Genomic DNA, 17987 nt, shown 5'->3' with positions numbered 1-17987 from the left:
CTCACCAGTAGGAAGACCAATTGCGCAAAAGGCGCGTCAAGGCTTCCATATAATAGTAATCTCCCCAGGAGACGCATTCATCGACGCCCTCGCCGCGGCAGGTATTGAGCGGCGACTTCTTCGAATAGGTCCCGTGCAGGACGAGGCCGTTCGAAATGGCCGGGTCCTTCACGGCGTAGTGCTCGGTGAGGCTCTTCATCATGCGGCGGGCCAGCTCTCGGTAGCGCGCCGCGGCTTCCGGCTCGACGAGTTCGGCCATCTCGAGAAGCCCGCAGGCGACGATGGACGCGGACGAGCTGTCGCGAGGCTCCCCGTCCTGATCCGAGAAGATGAGGTCCCAATAGGGCACCATGTCCGCCGGAAGTCGGTTCAGATAGAAGGCGAGAAGCCGATCGAATATCCGGCGGTATTCCTCTATTCGCTCATAGCGATAGGAAAATGCCATTCCGGCGATGCCCCAGGCCTGTCCGCGCGCCCAGAAGCTTTCGTCGCTGTATCCCTGTTTGGTGACGCCTCGCACCGGCGCGCCCGTCACCGGATCCATGTAGAAAGTGTGATAGGTGGAATCGTCCGGGCGAACGGAATTCGCAAGCGTCGTTCGCGCATGGGCGAGCGCGATGTTGCGATAGTTCGGATCACCCGTCTCGCGGCTTGCCCAATAGAGAAGTGGCAGATTGAGCAGGCAATCGATGATGAAGCGATATTCCTCGGCAACGCCCTTGCGACCCCAGGCCTGGATGAACTTGCCGATGGGCTGGAAGCGTTCGATGAGCTGGTCGGCCGCCAGGATCGCGGCCCTGCGGCCGTCCTCGTCTCCAACCAGCTTCCAGGCCGCGATGCAGGAAGGCGAATAGAGAAAGCCCATGTCATGGTGATCGGTCTCGATGCGGTTTTCGATCCGATGCAGGAAGCTCTGGACTTGAATCTGCGCTGCATCCCGGAAGACCGCGTCGCCGGTGTGTTCGAAGGCCAGCCAGATCTCTCCCGGCCAGAAGCCTGCCGTCCATTGGTCGTTCGCCACCGCCGGATAGAAGTTGCCGACGCTCGAATGGTTCTGTGAGGCATGGGTGAATTGCGGAAGGTTCAAACGGACCTGCTCGACTGCAAGATCGAGCGCGGCCTTCACCTCGGTATCGGTGATCGGCTGAGGGGTGAAGGGCGAAACTGCATTCATGGACTTAGCCCTTGAGCCCCGTCGAGGCGACACCCTCGACGAAGAACCGCTGGAGTGACAGGAAGACGATCAGGACCGGGATGAGCGCGACGACCGATGCGGCCATGATCAGCCCGTATTCGGCCGAATATTGCGCGATGAACATGCGCAAACCGATCTGGACCGTCTTCAGCTCGGTTTTGGTCAGATAGATCATCGGGCCGAGGAAGTCGTTCCAGGTTGTGACGAAGGTGAAGATCGTCAGGGTCGAGAGAGCCGGTTTCGACAGCGGCAGCATGATGCTGGCCCAGATCTGATACTCGTTCATGCCGTCGATGCGGGCGGCCTCGCAGAGCTCGGTCGGGATCGACATGTAGAACTGCCGCATCAGGAACACCCCGAAGGCGGTGAAGGCCTGTAGGCAGATCAGTGCCAGATGCGTGTTGTTGAGACCGAACTCGCGCATCAGCAGGAACTGCGGCACCATATAGACCTGCCAGGGCATGGCGATCGTGGCGATGTAGCCGAGGAATAGTGTGTTCTTGTAGGGGAAGTTGAGCTTGGCGAAGGCATAGGCCGCAAAGCTCGAGGTCAGGAGCTGCAGGGCGGTGACGATGATCGTCAGTTTCGACGTGTTGTAGATGAACAGTGCGAGCGGAATCTTGGTCCAGATATCCACGTAGTTCTGCCATCTCGGCTCCGACGGAATCCATTCGATCGGGAAGACGAAGACGTCACGACTGAGCTTCAGCGAAGCCGAAAGCATCCAGGCGAAGGGCATCAGCATCACGACGGTGATGGCGATGACCAAAACGTAGATGGCGGCTGTCTTTGCGGTGATCCTGCGTCCGGCGACCCTCACGATCTCAATCCTCCCTCTGGCGACGGAACTGGACGATGGTGACGGCCAGAACCAGGAAGAAGAGAACCAGTGCGACCATGCTGGAATAGCCGAGATCCCAGGAGATGAACGCCTCGTTATAGATGTGGTAGACGAGGACGAGTGTCGATGTGCCGGGTCCTCCTTGGGTGATCATGTAGATCTGGTCGAATACCTTGAAAGACTGGATCGTCAGCATCACTGTGACGAAGAAGGTGGTCGGGCCAAGCTGGGGCACGGTGACATAGAGGAACTTCTGCCAGGGGTTCGCCCCATCGAGGTCAGCCGCTTCATAGAGCTCGGAATTGATGCCCTGCAACCCGGCCAGATAGATGACCATGTAATAGCCCATGTTCTTCCAGATGCCGAAGAGGATGACGGTGACCATTGCCCAATGACGGTCGGCAGCCCAACCGGGCATGTCCTTCGGATCGACGCCGAGCGTGTAGAGAATCATGTTCACCGGACCCATTTCCGGATTGAAGATCATGTTCCAGACGACCGCCACGGCCACCAGCGATGCCACATAGGGGAAGAACATGGCGGTTCGGAAAAAATCCCGCCCGAATATCTTCTGATTGAGGAGGATCGCGAGGCCGAGTGCGCAGGCGAGCGTCGCGGGCACGGATACGGCCGTGTAGATGACCGTGTTCCAGAAGGCTGAAATAAACGCTTTGTCTTCGAAAAGGCGCCAGAAATTGTCGAGGCCTGCAAAGGTTATCGCATTGGAGCCGTCCCAGTGCATGAAGGCCAATACGAAGGCGAAGAGAATGGGGCCAAGCGTGAAGACGGCAAAGCCGATGAAATTCGGCGCTATGAAGGAATAGGCGATCAATGCGTCCTGGATTTTCCGGCGACGCCTGGACAGAACCTTGGCCTTCCGGGCAGGGGCAGCCGGCGCGCGGTTCGTGGCGATGGCCGAATTGGATATGGACACCGATATTTTTCCTCCCAACTTGGCGTTCTGCGCCTCATGGTCCGGAGCCTGAAGCTCCGCACGTCGGAGCCGACGGTCATGGCGTCTGCTCCTGCCTCCTGGTGACCACATAGCATATATCGCGCATTGGTCAAACAAGTTCTGAATAGATCATACGAATGTTATAGAAATTGCTGAAGACGTATGATAGGTGAGCATCGAAGCCGATGCCGCCATCGCTCTTTCGATGCGGGGGGAGAGATATGTTCAGCGAAATTGCGGGCAGCCTGCCGAGAGTTCTGGATGATTTCATCCCAAGGGCTGTCTTTTCGGAGCGCGCCAGCTGGAGTGCCATCTCGAAACCGCTGTTCGAGCGCGTCATCAAGGATGCGGAGGAAAGACTTTCGCAGTCCTGGCCTGTCATCATGGCCTCCGATTATCGGGAATATGCGTTATCGGGCAATCGGTCGCGATTCGAAGATCTGTATTTTACCCGCCGTTGCATGCTCAACGATCTGGTGCTTGGCGAACTGCTCGAGGGCGAGGGGCGGTTTCTAGGTGCGATCATGGACGGCATTTTCCTGATCGCGGAGGAAAGCGGCTGGCAGCTCCCGGCACATAACGGTTATGAGAGAGGCAGCCCCCGCTTGCCTCTTCCCGACATTTCGCAGCCTGTCATCGATCTCTTCGCGGCCGAAACCGCCGCGCAACTGGCGACCATCGCCGCATTGCTGCGCGATCAGCTCGACGCGATCAGCCCGCAGGTCGTTATCCGCATCGAGCGGGAGGTCGAAACGCGCCTCTTTTCGCCCTATCTCGGCCGGCATTTCTGGTGGATGGGCCGTGGCGAAGAGAGGATGAACAACTGGACCGCCTGGATCACCCAGAACGTCCTGCTTTCGGCCTTTTGCCTCAAAACCGATCAGGCGGTGCGCCGAGAAGTCCTGGTTAAGGCACTGGGTAGTCTCGATGCCTTCCTGAAGGATTATGCCGGGGACGGTGCCTGCGAAGAAGGTGTCGTCTATTATCGACACGCAGCACTTTGCCTGCATGGTGCGATGACAATTCTGGACGCCGTGGCTCCGGGCGTATTCACGCACCTTTGGTCGGAACCGAAAATCCGCAACATGGCCGAGTACATTGTCAACATGCATGTGGCGGGCCGCCACTACTTCAATTTCGCGGATTCCTCGGCCGTTGTCGAACCTTGCAGCATACGCGAATACCTGTTCGGGAAAGCGGTGGGTTCGGAGGCGCTGGTCGCCTTCGCCGCGGCCGATAGGGCCAATAATGAAAGCCCGCATCTGCCGAAGGAGTGGAACCTCTGGTATCGCGTACAGGAATTGCTGGTCGGTTCAACGGTCGGCGCCGCCGAGCCGCGACAGACAAATAAACAGGATATCTTCTATCCTGGGATCGGCCTGTTCATCGCCCGCGACGAGCGCTTCGCGCTTGCCGTGAAAGGCGGCAATAACGGCGAGAGCCACAACCACAACGATGTCGGCAGTGTGACGCTCTACAAGGACGGACGCCCCTTGCTGATCGATGTGGGCGTGGAGACCTATACGGCCAAGACCTTCTCATCAAGGCGGTATGAAATCTGGACGATGCAGTCGGCGTTTCACAATCTCCCGAGTTTCGGCGAGGTTATGCAGTCGGCCGGCGCGCAGTTTGCCGCCCGTGATGTCGAGACGGAATTTACGCCGACCGAAGCCCGCATGTCGCTCGATATCGCAAGCGCTTATCCGCCAGAAGCCAAGGTGCGCAGCTACCGGCGCACCGTCACTCTTCGACGGGGCCGTGAGGTCGAGATCGTCGATGTTCATGACGGCGGCTTGCCGGCTGTCCTCTCGCTGATGACATGCGTAGCACCGACCCTCTCGGCGGGCAGGATCGATCTTCCCGATCTCGGAAACGTTCTGCTGGAGGGGGCCGGAGAGGTCGAGATCGAGCCGATCGATATCGAAGATGCCCGGCTTCGGCTCTCATGGCCGGCCCGGATCTACCGGCTGCGCATCCCCTTCACGAAGAACTACCTGAAAATGCGGATCGTCTGAGGAGGACGAGGATGGAATTGACGTTGAAGGTTGTGGACGCCAAGGGCGCGGTCCTGGCCAGCGCGACGGGAGGGAACGAGACCTTTCTCGTCTATCGCCGGATGTATGACGAGGGCGACCGGCTTGTCGTGGAGGCCTCGGAGGCCGGTCATGTGGTTCTGGCGTTTGATGACGCGATCAGCCCGGCGGTGGTCTACCTCAAGGGGCATTCCTATTCGCTGGCCATACCCTTCGGAAACAAGCGCGCCTCCTATTCTCCACGCGCCTTCAATGGCGATATCCACCGGCTCTATGTGCGCAAGGCGCGGCGGGACGAGATCGCGTTACGGCGTAATCTTGCTCTCAATCCCTGGGACGATCACGCCAACGGGACGCTCTTCCCGCATGCGAGGGCGAATGTCGAAACCCGTGGCGAGGCGGCATTTGCCGCCCGCAACGCCATCGATGGAGAAAAGGCCAACGACAATCACGGGTTCTGGCCCTATACGAGCTGGGGCATCAATCGCGATCCGCAGGCGTCGCTGACGCTTGAGTTTGGCCGTCCCGTGCAGGTGGATGAGATCGTTTTTTATCTAAGGGCGGATTTCCCGCATGATTCCTGGTGGGAGAAGGCGAGCATCACCTTTTCCGACGGCCAGACCTCCTGCTTTGAGCTGGCCAAGTCGGGCGCCGCGCAATGCGTCTCGGTGGAACCGCGCACTGTTGAATGGATCAGGCTGCACAGTCTGATCAAGGCCAAAGACCTCTCGCCATTTCCGGCTTTGACGCAAATCGAGGTGTGGGGGAAAGAGTTGAGGCAGGAGGCTGGCTGATCGTCGGCGCGCTGTGGCGTTGACCCTTAGCTGGAAAAGGCGCGAAAATCCTTCAGCATATCCCGATAGCGAAGCTGGCTGCCTCTCAGATGGTCTCGCATCGCATTGCGCGCGGCTTCCTCATTCCGATCCGAAATCGCCATCACGATCGCTTCATGCTCCTTATGGATCATTCGCCGGTAGGCGGTCTGTTCCGCTGCTCGTGATTCCGGCACGACCCTGGAATGGGGAATGGCCGCAGGGCCATGGGATTCGAGGAATTGGCCGAAGAGCGGATTGTTCGTGGCTTCGGCAATCGCAACGTGAAGCGCCAGGTCCGCGTCGCGGATGGATCTGTCATTCTCGATGCATCTGAGGATATTGCGGTGGCATTCGAAGATCGCCTCCTCCTGCGCCGGCGAGCGCCGCAAGGCTGCAAGCCCCGCAGCTTCGATCTCCACGGGTGTCCGGATCTCGAGGACCTCCAAATCCGAGGAGACGCGCGCCCTGTCGATCTTCCGTCCCGAAGCAGAAGGGCTCGCCTCGCCGCCAAGGACGAAGATTCCAGCCCCCTGGCGCACCTCGACGAGCCCATCGGAGCGAAGGGCCGCGACGGCCTCGCGGATCACCGTTCGGCTGACGTGATGGGTTTCGGTGAGTTCGACCTCGCTCGGAAGCTTGTCGCCGGGTGAATACTGCCCGCTCGATATGGCCTGACGGAGGCTTTCCCCCACTTGTGAGACCAGCGATCCAGGACCTCTGCTGCGATCCTTCACTTGCATAGCCACGCTTTCATATCCTCGCCCTGGCTTGAACGAAGCACGTATAAGTGTGCCCCTTTGACTCATCACATGTATGACAAATATCGCTTCCTTTCAACGGACGAGTTGCGAACGGCGCGAGCGTGCCTCATCGGGTCGTGGACGGAGCCCTGTATGTGAGGAAGGCTATTGCAGCGCTTCCGCATAGGGCCGCGCCGATGCCGATCGCCAGGTGGAAATCGGCGATCGTATGGGTTCCGTCTGGAGCGAGCATTCCCAGCAAACCGCCCGCGATCGCGAAGGAGAGCGCCGATGCCACTGGCCGCGAGACCGCGGCAATGGCGGTGGCGTGGCCGGCCTGTTCGGGCGTTGTGTCGGCGACAGTCAGAACAGCATGCCCGGTGAAATAGATCGACCGGATCAGGCCGTTGACGAAAAGCAGCGCGACGATCAGCAAGGCCGGCGTGTTCGGCATGAGCGTCGCCTTGATAGCGATCCCGAGACCCGCCAGAAGCGCGGAATAGATCATCGCCCGGYGAAATCCGAGACGCCTGAACAATGGCGCGACGATGAATTTTGCCGCGAGAGCGCCGATCGCTCCCGAAAAGACGAGGAGTCCGGACTGGAACGCGGTCATTCCGAAGCCAAGCTGCAGCATCAATGCGGTAAGATAGGGTAGGGCGGCGCAACCCATCAGCATCAAAGTGGCGCCGATCGTCGTTGCCCGGAAGGTGCGTTCGCGGAAGACGGTGAGATCGAGCACTGCGTCTGGCGAGCCCCGGGCATGCAGGTAATAGATCGCTCCCGCGCTCGCACCAAGTGCGATACACGCCAGGCCGAACCATGTCGGCAGGACCGGCATGCTGATGAGAGATATGCCGAAAACGAGGCCGGACAGACTGATGGCGACGAGGATGAGGCCTGTCAGGTCAAGGCGTCGGGCCGGAAGTCGGGGCGGCTCCGGCATGAGGCGCGTTATCAGGACGATGCCGGTCAGGGCAACGGGAAGATTGACGAGGAATATCCACTRCCATGCGACGAAGGTTGTGAGAAAACCACCAAGTGGCGGCCCCAGCATTGGAGCGACGGTCGGCGGGATCGTCAGCCAGGATGTCGCGCTGACGAGGTCCTTGCCGGGCGTGAGGCGGAAAAACGCAAGGCGGGCGACGGGAGCCATGAAAGCGGCTCCTGCGCCTTCCAAGAACCGGGCGCAGACGAAATGGGCAAGCGATTGAGATGCGGCGCATCCGAGCGAGCCGATCATGAAGAGTGCGATCGAGAGCCGAAGCAGGTTCCGGCAGCCGTATCGGTCGGCAAGCCAGGCGCTCATGGGGACGAACATCGCCATCGCGACAAAGTAGGCGGTGAAGGCGAGTTTCAGCGCCACCGACGTGGTGCCGATATCGGCAGCGATTGCTGGCAACGAGGTGGATATGACCGTGGCGTCCATGCTCTCCATGAACAGAGCCACTGACAGGATGAGCGGGACGCGAGGCACGGGGAAACCGATTGAGGACAGGTGACCAGCGTTGTTACTTGTCTGCTGTATTTCGTCAAGCCAGATGATTTTTTTGAGATTGGTACGATGACTTCTATACAGGCTACGGCCTGCCGTTTCAGCCTGCCGGCACGTCACTTGTAGACGACTGTTATAAATGCCTCGATCGATCCTTGCGGTAACCATTTGTTAACCATGGTTCGCGTACATCGGAGGCAACGAAAAATTAACACAGATGACCAAAGTGCTAACTGACAGTCGTTCCATCCGCATCAAGGGCCGTTCGTTTCTGGCGGTCGTTCTCTCCCCGGAGCATCCGTTCGACGACTGGATTGCCCGGCTTGACGACCTGGCAGCTCGATCCGCCGGTTTCTTCCTCGGCCGACCGGTCGTTCTCGACGTGTCCGAGATCGAGATCGATCGTCCGCAATTAAAGGGTCTGATTGCCGAACTCGGCAATCGTAATGTGGCCATCATGGGTATTGAAGGCGGGCGTGCGTCACTTTTCGAACCTGGAATGCCCCCGTCCATGAAGGGCGGCAGGCCTGCGGCCGACGTCGAGGTTCCAGCGGTGGAGGCGAACGCCAAGTCGCCGGTCTCCAGTCGCAAGGAGCCGACGCCCCCGCCGGCGGAGCCGGCTGCCGTGGCGGTCAGAGCGTTCCCCTCGATGGTGGTGCGTGAGCCCGTGCGTTCAGGCCAGTCGGTCATCTTTCCGGAAGGCGATGTCACCGTCATCGGCTCGGTCGCTTCGGGAGCGGAAATCATCGCCGGTGGTTCGGTCCACATATACGGGACGCTGAGGGGCAGGGCGCTTGCCGGCTCGGTGGGCAACGCTTCGGCACGCATTTTCTGCCGCAAGCTGGAGGCCGAACTCCTGGCGATCGACGGAATTTACAAAACGGCCGAAGACCTGGCCCCCAATCTTCGCGGCAAAGCTGTCCAGCTCTGGCTCGAAGGCGATGCGATTATGGCAGAGACACTCGTCTGAGCCCCCGGCGCTCAGCATACAGGAGAGCAAAATGGCGAAAGTAATCGTAGTCACATCCGGTAAAGGCGGCGTCGGCAAGACGACGTCGAGTGCCGCCATCGGAGCAGCCCTGGCTCAGAGGAACGAGAAGACGGTCGTCGTCGATTTCGACGTCGGGCTGCGCAACCTTGACCTCGTCATGGGCGCCGAGCGGCGGGTCGTCTATGACCTCGTCAATGTCATTCAGGGGGAAGCAAAGCTGCCGCAGGCGCTGATCCGCGATAAGCGGCTGGACACTCTCTTCCTCCTGCCGGCTTCTCAGACCCGCGACAAGGACAGCCTGACGCCGGAGGGCGTGGAGCGCGTCATGAATGACCTGAAGCGGCATTTCGACTGGATCATCTGCGACAGCCCGGCCGGTATCGAGCGTGGCGCGACCCTTGCAATGCGTCACGCCGACATGGCTGTCATCGTCACTAATCCGGAGGTCTCTTCGGTTCGTGACTCCGACCGCATCATCGGTCTGCTCGACGCCAAGACCGCAAAGGCGGAGCGGGGCGAACGGGTCGAAAAGCACCTGCTGCTCACCCGCTACGATGCAAATCGCGCGGAGCGGGGCGACATGCTGAAGGTGGACGACGTGCTGGAGATCCTCTCCATTCCGCTCCTTGGCATCATCCCGGAGAGCATGGATGTCCTGCGCGCCTCCAATATCGGCGCGCCGGTGACGCTTGCCGATGCACGCAGCGCACCGGCAATGGCCTATCACGATGCCGCCCGGCGGCTTGCCGGCGAAGCCGTGCCGATGACGATACCTGGCGAGAAGCGCGGCCTTTTCGGCAAGATATTCGGACGGAGGGCAGCATGAGCATCTTCAGTCTCTTCAAACGGCAGAATTCGGCGCCGACCGCGCGCGAACGTCTGCAGGTGCTGCTCGCTCACGAGCGTGCTTCGGTTGGCCACTCGGACCTGGTCAGCCTTCTGCGCGAGGAAATCCTCGCCGTCATCACCAAGCATGTGCAGGTCGATGGCGACAAAGTCACCGTCAAGATGGATCGCGGCGAGCAGGTGTCGATCCTCGAAATCGATGTCGAAATCCCGTTGGATGCAAGCGCGCGCGCGGCCTGAACGAATTCGGGATGTTTTCATGGCTCCGCCGTACGGATACGGCGGAGCCGTGCTGTTTATGGACGTGTGCGGTTATTCTTGAGTTGAAACTGAAAGTTTTTGTTGCCCCCGGCGCAGAGCTCCGCTATTGAGCCATCGTCATTGACCGGTTGTCGGTCACGTAAGCGTTAACGTCACTCAACGCGCATGATCGAACGGCTGTGCGGCTTCGATCGGCGCGACTGTGTCCTGCAGATCGCGTTCGGAGCCGCGGAAGGATACGGATGGACGATACTTCGCTTCAAACCCCGCCTACGCCCGGCATCGAACGCATCCGCCATGAATTGAAAAGGCGGTATCTGACGGTTTCGAATACCGAAGATGTCACGCCGAACATGAAGCGCATCACGTTGACCGGTGACAGTCTCGTCGATTTCGTCAGCCTGGCACCTGATGACCATGTGAAGATCTTCGTGCCGATGGGAGATGGTTCCGAGGAACATCGTGATTACACGCCTCGGCGGTATGACAATGCGGCGTGCACGTTGACCATCGATTTCGCGGTCCACGAGGCGGGACCAGCGACCCGGTGGGCGATTGGTGCCCGTCCGGGCGATGCGCTGACCATAGGCGGGCCGCGCGGCTCCGCTGTCGTTTCACCGAGCGTAAGACAGTGGCTATTGATCGGCGACGAGACGGCGCTGCCCGCAATCGGCCGAAGGATCGAGGAGAGTGGTCCGGAAACGGAGATCACCGTCATCGCGGCGGTTGCGGGACCTGCCGAAGAACAGCAATTCAAGACGAAGGCGCAGGTGGTTTGCCACTGGGTATACAGGCCGCTTTCCGAACAGGCGGATGCTGCCGGGCTGCTGGATCAAGTCCGCCGCACGCAGATCAAGCCAGGAACCTTCGTGTGGATCGCGGCCGAGGCCTCCGTCGTCCGCGCCTTGCGTGCTCATCTCGTGGAGCGGGGCCTTCCACCCGGCTGGCTGAAGGCTTCCGGCTACTGGGTGCTGGGCAAGGCCGATGCGACGGAGAAATTCGAATAATCGGCGGAAACGGCAATATCCGCAACAATCGTTGAAGCCTCTGCGGTTCTGCCGAACGGTCCTCACTTCAGCAGGAAATCGATGACAGCCCTGGTGGCGCCGGAGAGGCTTCTGTGTGGCGGGTATATCAGGGAGAAAGGCCTTGACCGTCCCGCCGTCTGCGGCAGAAGCTCTACGAGGATGCCGCGTTCGATACGATCATGAACGATGAAGTCGTATGTCTGGCAGATGCCCATGCCTGCGTCGGCGAGAGACAAAACGCCGAGCACGTCATCGAGAACCCGAATGGTGCCCTCGGGTGTCCATTCCAGCTTCTTGCCGCCAACCGAAAAGAGCCAGGGAGCGGGCCGTCCCGTGCTTGGCATGATGAAGGGAAGGCATCGATGTCGCGCCAGGTCATCGATGGTCTGTGGCGTGCCGTTGAGCTTTAGATAAGCCGGCGATGCCACCAGGCGCAGTGATGCGTCTTCAAGCTTCCGGCCGATGAGACCGCTGTCCGGAAGCTGGCCGAGGCGGATCGCAAGGTCGTAACCTTCAGCCACGAGATCGACATTGCGGTTGGTAATGCTGACGTCGAGGTCCACCTGTGGGTACTCCGCGGTAAAATGCGCCAATTTTTGGGGGAGACGGAAATGCCCGTAGGTCGTCGAAACGCTGAGGCGCACGCGACCGGTGATGGTTCCGCTCTGTCCCTGAATGACCCGTTCTGCGGCATCGATCAGGGAAAAAGCCGCCCGCGTTTGTTCCAGATAGGAGCGTCCCGCTTCGGTTAGGCTGAGGCGTCGCGTGGTTCGTCGCAAGAGCTGCGTGCCGAGGCGCGCCTCGAGCCGTGTGATCGCACGGCTGAGAACCGAAGGGGTTGTCGACAGAGCGACTGACGCATCGGTGAATGATCCTTTCTCGACGACGATGACGAAGACTTCGACATCTGCAAGGTGATCGAAGCGACGCGCCATTTTTGCCTCCTGCGAACAAATGATTTGCGCGGGTGATCATTTATCATCGATGGAGGCGATAATACATCAGCCTTATCGAAGGAGGCGGTGAAACAGCCGCCTCGATTAACAGGAGAAGGCGATGTCGAACCCAGCAAACCGGAAGTCCCTAAAACCCGTTCTCTTTGTTCTGACCAGTCATGGGGTCAAGGGAGAGACTGGCCAGCCGACGGGCTTCTATCTCGGCGAGGTCACCCATCCGCTCGCCGTGCTCGATGCTGCCGGCATTCCCGTGGAGTTCGCCTCGATACAGGGCGGAGAACCTCCGGTTGACGGGCTCGATCTGGAGGACAGTATCAATGCGCGTTACTGGAATGACGAGGTCTTCCGGAATTCCATCCGGAACACTATGAAACTGGCGGAAATCGACCATGTTGGCTATTCGGCAATCTTTTTTGCAGGTGGCCATGGTGCCATGTGGGATCTGCCGACGAGTCCTGCCGTCAAAAGCCTCACTCGGGATATTTTCGAGGCCGGCGGTACGGTGGCTGCTGTTTGCCATGGCCCGGCCGCCCTGGTGAATGTCACGTTGAGTGACGGCAGTTATCTGGTCGCCAACCGCAATGTCAGCGCGTTCACCGATTCCGAAGAACGGGCGGTCGGTCTAGATAAGACGGTACCGTTCCTGCTGGCAAGCACGCTGGTGGGGCGTGGCGCCCGGCATCATCCGGCTCCCGACTGGAATGCGAAGGTGATCGTCGACGGTCGGTTGGTCACCGGTCAGAATCCGCAATCGGCGACCGGTGTGGGAGAAGCAATCCGGGATATTCTGCTGGCTGCGTGACGACAAGAATGAGACGTTCGGCGAAACTATCGGCTCCGGCAGCCTGATCGGGGCCGCTCTTTCGTGAAGGCGTTCGCGCAACGAGGACCGGCGGTTGCCACTACAGGCGGCGCGCGGCGGTTATCTATGCAATACGCGCATGGGTGTGCTGATTGTTTGGCACTGCAAGTCGGACCGTGCGCATAGTATATATTGGGCATCGAAGCAAACGGGCGCCGAAGACTGGCAGCCGGCTTCGAAGTCCGAAGAAAGGGGACCGTTATGAACATCGCACGTTCTTTCAACAATTGGCGCAAGTATCGTCAGACTGTCGCAGAACTCGGCCGTATGTCGAGCAGAGAGCTGCAGGATCTCGGTATCGAACGCGGCCGTATCCACGCCGTTGCTCGTGCTGCGGTCGGCTTCTGATAAAGACTTCTGACAGCCATTTACGAAGCGCTCCGCCAAGCTAAGCGGGGCGTTTTTGTTTTATGGGGTTATTGGGGCCCTGATTGCTCGGATCGCTCAAGAGATATTCGATATGTGCATACCTGCCCTGTAAATTCGTGCCTAGGAATTGAGCCCGGACGAAGGTAACTATCAATCCAACGAAGCGATGTACCTCCTCCCACAGAGCTTCGTGTTAGCGAAGAACCCACTCCTCCTCCCAGGGTTTTTCGCGAGGAACAGCGGCTCTCCTCCTCCCATGCCGCTGTTCGGACAGTTTGAAAAAGCCTGCCGCACCTCCTCCCGCGGCAGGTTTTTTCATTTCTGGCCGAGAGTTTCAGCATTGATAAGTATCAATTTGCGCCTGCGGCATTCATCCTATCGATGCGAAGCGGTCGAAAATGTCCTCATTGCCCATTTGCCCGCCCTTCAACATCAGTCTCATGCCATCCCGGCCGGGATCATCGCTTCGCCCGATCGAAATCGTGACGCCGGGGGAAATCTGGCCGCCATATGCAAGCCCCCAGAGACTGAGTGACTGGGCGATATGGCTCGATGTATCACCTCCGGCGGCAATCAGGCTGCGTACCGGAACCTCCATCAGAAGCCGATCGACGAAGCGTCCGGTTGTTCGTGCAAGCCGGGCATCCGCCGCGATCATTGCGGAAGGATTTTCCGGCGCGGTGGTGATGAGCACATTGCGCCCGCCGCCAAGGATAGAGCCGATCTCTCCGKCAAGGTGCTCGCGGTAGGCTTCTTCGTCGACGAAGCGCGCCGCATCGGCTTTGATGCGGGTAAATGTGCTCGCGGCCTCGACCTGCCGGCGCGTCAGCGGCGAAAGGGATCCCGCAACTGCCAAAACCGGACCCTGCGTGTTTCCCGCGGGTTGCCTCGCAACAACGGGCTGATCGTGGTACACCGCTTCCGCGACGCTGCTTGCGCCGACAATCAGAAAAGACCCCCGGCGCGCGCGGCGCTTCAGTTCATGCCCGATCGCGGTCACATGCTCGTCCGTCAACGCATCCAGCAGGATGTCGTCTTCCGTGTCCACATCAACCTTGCGGCTGTCGAGCTTGGTCCAAGGCAGAAGGGTGATTTCGCCGGCGCCAAGCATTTGGAAATGCTGGAGCAGATCGGCTTCTGCCATCGGTGTCGACGGGTGCCGGCTCATCGTCGGATGCCGATCGAGCCGGTAGACCGCGCCGCCCGCTCCGGCTGAGGCGAAAAGATTGCCGAAGGCGCAAAACCGTCCAAGTGAGGGTTGCCCGCCAAGGATGACAGCCTGCGATTGACTGCAGGACTTTCGCAGCACTTCCATCGCCACGGCGATATTTCCGATATCGACTGCACTGTCGAAGGTCGAGCAGCACTTGTAATGTAGAATGCGCACGCCGGTATCGGCGAAAAACCGTCCCACTGGCTCCAGTTCCGCGCGCATTTCGGCAGGCGCCATGGAGCGTGCCGAGCCGGCAATGCCAATCGCCTCGAGGTTGCCGATCTCATCGACGTGGCGCGCCGATGGAGGACCGAGAAAGAGGAATGACTTGACCCCATGCATGGAGAGGGTCGCGAGCGTATCCGTCGCCCCGGTAAAGTCATCGCCATACCAACCGTAGAACGGCTTCGACACCGAGCCTCTCATGCGACCTTCCCGAAGAAATCGAGCGCCTTGCGAAGCGGCTGTGATGTCTTGGCGGCGTCCTCGAGCGTCTGCTTTTCCCGCATGGCGCGGAAAGCTGCCCGGATGCTTTCAATGCCCTCCGCCAGTCCGCCTGGATGGCCCATGATACCGCCGCCGGCCATAAACAGGAAATCGTCGCCGCCGACCGCCTGCCAGGTGGCAGGCACGGTACCTGCCCATTGTCCTGAGGAGAATGCCGGCAGCACGCGATCGTCTGATTGATCATCGAGCGGCGCCAGGCAAAGCGCAGTGCTTTCGACGACTTCGCTATTCTCTTGGGCGAATTTCCCGTCGAGACCATGGACGTGCATGTGGTCAACTCCGGCAAGCCGCCAGAGCGTTTGATAGGCGGGGAAGGATATGCCGAGCGCATCGCAGCGCGACAGCGCGCCGAAGCCGTTTCGATGGCCGTGCAGAACGAGATCGGTCGAGCGGCGAAGCGTCTCGACGGCGGAAAAGCCACACCAGTTCAAATTGGCCATCACGCAGGTTCCACCTTCGCGCGCGACGAGATCGGCGTTCCGGCGCATTGCATCCGTCTCGTCCGTGATGTTGAAGGCGATCATCACGCGACGGCCAAGCTTGTCTTCGGCTCGCTTGACGGCTGACATGACGTGCGTAACCCGCTCCGAAAGCGGCGCGTGAGCCGGGTTGGCTGCGATTTCATCGTCCTTGATGAAATCGATACCGGCTTCGCAAAGCCGCTCGACCAGCTTGCCGATCTCAGCGGCCGACAGACCGACATTGGGCTTGATGATGGAGCCGATCATCGGTCGGTCGGTGACGCCTGCAAGCCGCCGCGTCCCGGCAATGCCCTGTTTCGGCAAGGCATATCGGCGCCGCCAGGATGGCGGAAGCGTAATGCTTTCCAGCCTGAGGCCGGTTACTTCGCCGAGGTCGTAGAGATTGCCGGCGGCAGTCGAGGCGAGTGCCGCAAGATTGACGCCGACATTTGCAATCGGAAACCGGAGCTTGATCCGAGCTCTGAGCGAGGGACTGGTCATGCCGCGCCGATGGAGCCAGGCGCTCGGCAAAGTGGGCTTCTCCACCTCGCCGAGGGGGGCGATCCCGATGACCTGTGCGCCTGCGCGAGCACGCAGGTCATCGGTCTCTCCCTCGACTTTGGTGAAGGTGCCGCAGGACTGTTCACCAGCCATGATCTCCGCGACCTTCGCCAATGGCAGCGGTGTTTCGACCAGATAGTCCGCCTCAAAATGCGTATCGGTCACCACCAGCCCTCAGATTTTGGAAAGGTCGGGAAAGGGGCGCACCGGATCCTTGCCGTCCCAGCCCTCGGAAGCGTTCCGAATAACGTCGAACATGCGGCCCTTGGGGCCTGCGACCTCGGAAAGCTCAATTACGGTGCCTGGATGATAGTGGGTGTCGAAATAGACGAAACGGCCGTTTTCACCCACTTCGCCACTCATGACCGTCTCGAACCCTTCCCTCGCAAGGCGCTCGAGATCGGCATCGAAACTGTCGGTCCAATAGGCGACATGTTGAAGCCCCCGATGTCCGGCATCCCGAAAATCCTTGTACATCGAAGGAACGTCATTGYGGGTCTGGATCAGCTCGATCTGCAATTCGCCGGAATTGGCGAGCGCCACGGAGTTATGCGGAGCATGGCTTTCCCCGCGATAGCGATAGTTCACGATCGGAACCCGCTCATTGTAGAAGAAGGGGCCGACGCCCAGAACGCGGGTCCAGTAGTCCATTGCCGCCTCGATGTCGTCGACGACATATCCCGCCTGGCGGATCTTTCCGAAAAAACGACTCATTTGATGTCTTTGTGTCTTCATGCTTGATGTATTTTGATGCGGCGGCGAACGTCGCCGCCGCTTTCGTAAGATCAGGCCAGAGTGCCGACGACGCTTTCCAGCGCGTCCCAGGCCTCATCGCCGAATTCCTTGCTCCACTTCGCGTAGAAGCCGTTTTCCTTGAGTTTGGCGCGGAAGCTGTCGGTTTCCACGGCATTGAAGGCCAGTCCGGTCTTTTCGAGGTCCGACTGGACGCTCGAATTCAGCGTCCGGATGTCCTCGCGCTGCTTGAGACCGGCTTCGTTGATGGCGCGGGCGACGATTTGCTTGACGTCATCCGGAAGGCCCGACCATTGCCGGCCGTTGGCGATGAACCAGTATCCGTCCCATATGTGGTTCGTCAGCGCGCAATTCTTCTGGACCTCGTAGATCTTGGAGACCTGGATGATCGGCAAAGGGTTTTCCTGCGCGTCCACCACCTTGGTTTGCAGCGCCGAATAAACCTCGCTGAACTGCAGGCTGGTCGGTGACGCGCCGAGGGCCGAGAACATATCGATGCTAAGCGGGCTCACCGGCACGCGGATCTTCAATCCCGCCATGGAGTCGGCATTTGCAATGGGATCGCCGCTCGTGGTCGTCTGGCGGAAGCCGTTGTCCCACATGGTCTCCAGCGCATAAAGGCGGGCATCCGCGATCTTGCTGCGGACGAGAGCGCCGACCGGGCCGTCCATGGCCTTCCAGACCTGATCGTAATCCTTGAAGGCGAAGCCGACCGCATTGAGAGCCGCGGTGGGTACGAGCGTCGCGATGACCAGGGACGAGGGCGTGAAGAAGGTCAGGGCGCCGCTGCGCACCTGGGACAGCATGTCCGTATCCCCGCCGAGCTGGTTGGCCGGAAAGATCATCATCTCAACCCGGCCGTCGGTTTCCTTGGCGATCCGGTCTGCCGCCTCCTTGGCGCGGATGTTCAGCGGATGGCTGACCGGCAGGTTGTTGCCGTAACGGAGCTGGATTTCGGCCGCATGAGCGAAACGCGGAATGGAAAACGCCATGCCTGCGGCGGCCGGCGCGGCGGCCATACCCTTCAAGAGGGCGCGGCGGCTGAGTGTCATCGTCATTTTTTCCTCCCCATAGGAAAGTCACTTCCCAAGCCGGAAAATCGATC

Annotated in this window: 18 protein-coding genes; 8 read left to right on the top strand and 10 right to left on the bottom strand. The window is 59.9% G+C overall.

Annotation, left to right across the window (positions count from 1 at the left end):
* Position 1 precedes the first annotated feature (1 nt).
* From LCM4573_RS07590 to LCM4573_RS07580, 3 genes are read right to left on the bottom strand one after another with little or no spacing between them, the layout of a single operon-like run.
* Entirely contained in the window at positions 2-1174 is a 1173-nt protein-coding gene (locus tag LCM4573_RS07590) for a glycoside hydrolase family 88 protein (RefSeq protein WP_071005661.1), read from the bottom strand.
* 4 nt (positions 1175-1178) lie between these two features.
* A complete protein-coding gene (locus LCM4573_RS07585; protein ID WP_071005660.1) occupies positions 1179-2015 on the bottom strand; it encodes a carbohydrate ABC transporter permease in 837 nt (278 codons plus the stop codon).
* 4 nt (positions 2016-2019) lie between these two features.
* The gene (locus LCM4573_RS07580; protein WP_071005659.1) at positions 2020-2970 is read right to left on the bottom strand and encodes a carbohydrate ABC transporter permease; all 951 of its coding nucleotides are present in this window, start codon (positions 2968-2970) and stop codon (positions 2020-2022) included.
* A 242-nt stretch (positions 2971-3212) separates the two neighbouring features.
* Between LCM4573_RS07580 and LCM4573_RS07575 the strand changes: the two genes are divergently transcribed.
* Both LCM4573_RS07575 and LCM4573_RS07570 read left to right on the top strand, forming a co-directional pair.
* Positions 3213-5006, top strand: a complete 1794-nt coding sequence (locus tag LCM4573_RS07575) for a heparinase II/III family protein (protein WP_071005658.1) — start codon at positions 3213-3215, stop codon at positions 5004-5006.
* A gap of 11 nt (positions 5007-5017) precedes the next feature.
* Positions 5018-5818, top strand: a complete 801-nt coding sequence (locus LCM4573_RS07570) for a carbohydrate-binding protein (protein WP_071005657.1) — start codon at positions 5018-5020, stop codon at positions 5816-5818.
* A 26-nt stretch (positions 5819-5844) separates the two neighbouring features.
* On the opposite strand, the gene LCM4573_RS07565 is transcribed toward LCM4573_RS07570, so the two are convergent.
* Positions 5845-6579: a FadR/GntR family transcriptional regulator gene (locus LCM4573_RS07565; RefSeq protein ID WP_071005656.1), complete on the bottom strand. Its 735-nt coding sequence runs from the start codon at positions 6577-6579 to the stop codon at positions 5845-5847.
* 127 nt (positions 6580-6706) lie between these two features.
* The gene (locus LCM4573_RS07560; protein ID WP_083347345.1) at positions 6707-8242 is read right to left on the bottom strand and encodes an MFS transporter; all 1536 of its coding nucleotides are present in this window, start codon (positions 8240-8242) and stop codon (positions 6707-6709) included.
* Between the two features lie 49 nt (positions 8243-8291).
* Between LCM4573_RS07560 and minC the strand changes: the two genes are divergently transcribed.
* From minC to LCM4573_RS07540, 4 genes are all read left to right on the top strand, one after another.
* Entirely contained in the window at positions 8292-9044 is a 753-nt protein-coding gene (gene minC, locus LCM4573_RS07555) for a septum site-determining protein MinC (RefSeq protein WP_071005654.1), read from the top strand.
* A 31-nt stretch (positions 9045-9075) separates the two neighbouring features.
* Positions 9076-9891 carry a septum site-determining protein MinD gene (gene minD / locus LCM4573_RS07550; protein WP_071005653.1) on the top strand — a complete coding sequence of 272 codons (816 nt, stop codon included), beginning with the start codon at positions 9076-9078 and terminating at the stop codon, positions 9889-9891.
* The gene (minE, locus tag LCM4573_RS07545) at positions 9888-10151 is read left to right on the top strand and encodes a cell division topological specificity factor MinE (RefSeq protein ID WP_071005652.1); all 264 of its coding nucleotides are present in this window, start codon (positions 9888-9890) and stop codon (positions 10149-10151) included. The genes minD and minE overlap by 4 nt, the downstream gene beginning before the upstream one ends.
* Before the next feature lie 263 nt (positions 10152-10414).
* Positions 10415-11179, top strand: coding sequence for a siderophore-interacting protein (locus tag LCM4573_RS07540; RefSeq protein ID WP_071005651.1), 765 nt, complete (start codon positions 10415-10417; stop codon positions 11177-11179).
* A gap of 62 nt (positions 11180-11241) precedes the next feature.
* On the opposite strand, the gene LCM4573_RS07535 is transcribed toward LCM4573_RS07540, so the two are convergent.
* Entirely contained in the window at positions 11242-12135 is an 894-nt protein-coding gene (locus LCM4573_RS07535; RefSeq protein WP_071005650.1) for a LysR family transcriptional regulator, read from the bottom strand.
* A gap of 121 nt (positions 12136-12256) precedes the next feature.
* Here LCM4573_RS07535 and LCM4573_RS07530 point away from each other — a divergent pair, with 121 nt between their 5' ends.
* Positions 12257-12958, top strand: coding sequence for a type 1 glutamine amidotransferase domain-containing protein (locus tag LCM4573_RS07530; RefSeq protein WP_071005649.1), 702 nt, complete (start codon positions 12257-12259; stop codon positions 12956-12958).
* A 261-nt stretch (positions 12959-13219) separates the two neighbouring features.
* A complete protein-coding gene (locus tag LCM4573_RS07525) occupies positions 13220-13366 on the top strand; it encodes a DUF1127 domain-containing protein (RefSeq protein ID WP_071005648.1) in 147 nt (48 codons plus the stop codon).
* A gap of 391 nt (positions 13367-13757) precedes the next feature.
* Here the strand turns inward: LCM4573_RS07525 and LCM4573_RS07520 are convergent, their stop codons facing one another.
* The 4 genes from LCM4573_RS07520 to LCM4573_RS07505 all read right to left on the bottom strand — a co-directional run bounded on the left by LCM4573_RS07520 (position 13758) and on the right by LCM4573_RS07505 (position 17934).
* Entirely contained in the window at positions 13758-15026 is a 1269-nt protein-coding gene (locus tag LCM4573_RS07520; RefSeq protein ID WP_071005647.1) for a four-carbon acid sugar kinase family protein, read from the bottom strand.
* Positions 15023-16294: a RuBisCO large subunit C-terminal-like domain-containing protein gene (locus LCM4573_RS07515; RefSeq protein WP_083347375.1), complete on the bottom strand. Its 1272-nt coding sequence runs from the start codon at positions 16292-16294 to the stop codon at positions 15023-15025. Before LCM4573_RS07515 ends, LCM4573_RS07520 begins: the two co-directional genes overlap by 4 nt.
* A gap of 9 nt (positions 16295-16303) precedes the next feature.
* Positions 16304-16843 (bottom strand): VOC family protein, encoded by a 540-nt coding sequence (locus tag LCM4573_RS07510; protein WP_071005645.1) that lies wholly within the window; start codon positions 16841-16843, stop codon positions 16304-16306.
* 71 nt (positions 16844-16914) lie between these two features.
* Entirely contained in the window at positions 16915-17934 is a 1020-nt protein-coding gene (locus tag LCM4573_RS07505) for a TRAP transporter substrate-binding protein (protein ID WP_071005921.1), read from the bottom strand.
* Between the last annotated feature and the right edge of the window lie 53 nt (positions 17935-17987).

Origin of the sequence: Rhizobium sp. LCM 4573 (assembly GCF_001854865.1) — a bacterium.
Lineage (GTDB): Bacteria > Pseudomonadota > Alphaproteobacteria > Rhizobiales > Rhizobiaceae > Neorhizobium.
The sequence above is the reverse complement of the archived record's forward strand: the minus strand, read 5'-3'. Positions and strand labels throughout refer to the sequence as shown.

Bases quoted from the DNA above. Each gene is read 5' to 3' on its own strand.
- LCM4573_RS07590 (WP_071005661.1), bottom strand. From the start codon at position 1,174: ATGAATGCAGTTTCGCCCTTCACCCCTCAGCCGATCACCGATACCGAG.
- LCM4573_RS07575 (WP_071005658.1), top strand. From the start codon at position 3,213: ATGTTCAGCGAAATTGCGGGCAGCCTGCCGAGAGTTCTGGATGATTTC.
- LCM4573_RS07570 (WP_071005657.1), top strand. From the start codon at position 5,018: ATGGAATTGACGTTGAAGGTTGTGGACGCCAAGGGCGCGGTCCTGGCC.
- LCM4573_RS07565 (WP_071005656.1), bottom strand. From the start codon at position 6,579: ATGCAAGTGAAGGATCGCAGCAGAGGTCCTGGATCGCTGGTCTCACAA.
- minC (WP_071005654.1), top strand. From the start codon at position 8,292: ATGACCAAAGTGCTAACTGACAGTCGTTCCATCCGCATCAAGGGCCGT.
- minD (WP_071005653.1), top strand. From the start codon at position 9,076: ATGGCGAAAGTAATCGTAGTCACATCCGGTAAAGGCGGCGTCGGCAAG.
- minE (WP_071005652.1), top strand. From the start codon at position 9,888: ATGAGCATCTTCAGTCTCTTCAAACGGCAGAATTCGGCGCCGACCGCG.
- LCM4573_RS07540 (WP_071005651.1), top strand. From the start codon at position 10,415: ATGGACGATACTTCGCTTCAAACCCCGCCTACGCCCGGCATCGAACGC.
- LCM4573_RS07535 (WP_071005650.1), bottom strand. From the start codon at position 12,135: ATGGCGCGTCGCTTCGATCACCTTGCAGATGTCGAAGTCTTCGTCATC.
- LCM4573_RS07530 (WP_071005649.1), top strand. From the start codon at position 12,257: ATGTCGAACCCAGCAAACCGGAAGTCCCTAAAACCCGTTCTCTTTGTT.
- LCM4573_RS07525 (WP_071005648.1), top strand. From the start codon at position 13,220: ATGAACATCGCACGTTCTTTCAACAATTGGCGCAAGTATCGTCAGACT.
- LCM4573_RS07505 (WP_071005921.1), bottom strand. From the start codon at position 17,934: ATGACACTCAGCCGCCGCGCCCTCTTGAAGGGTATGGCCGCCGCGCCG.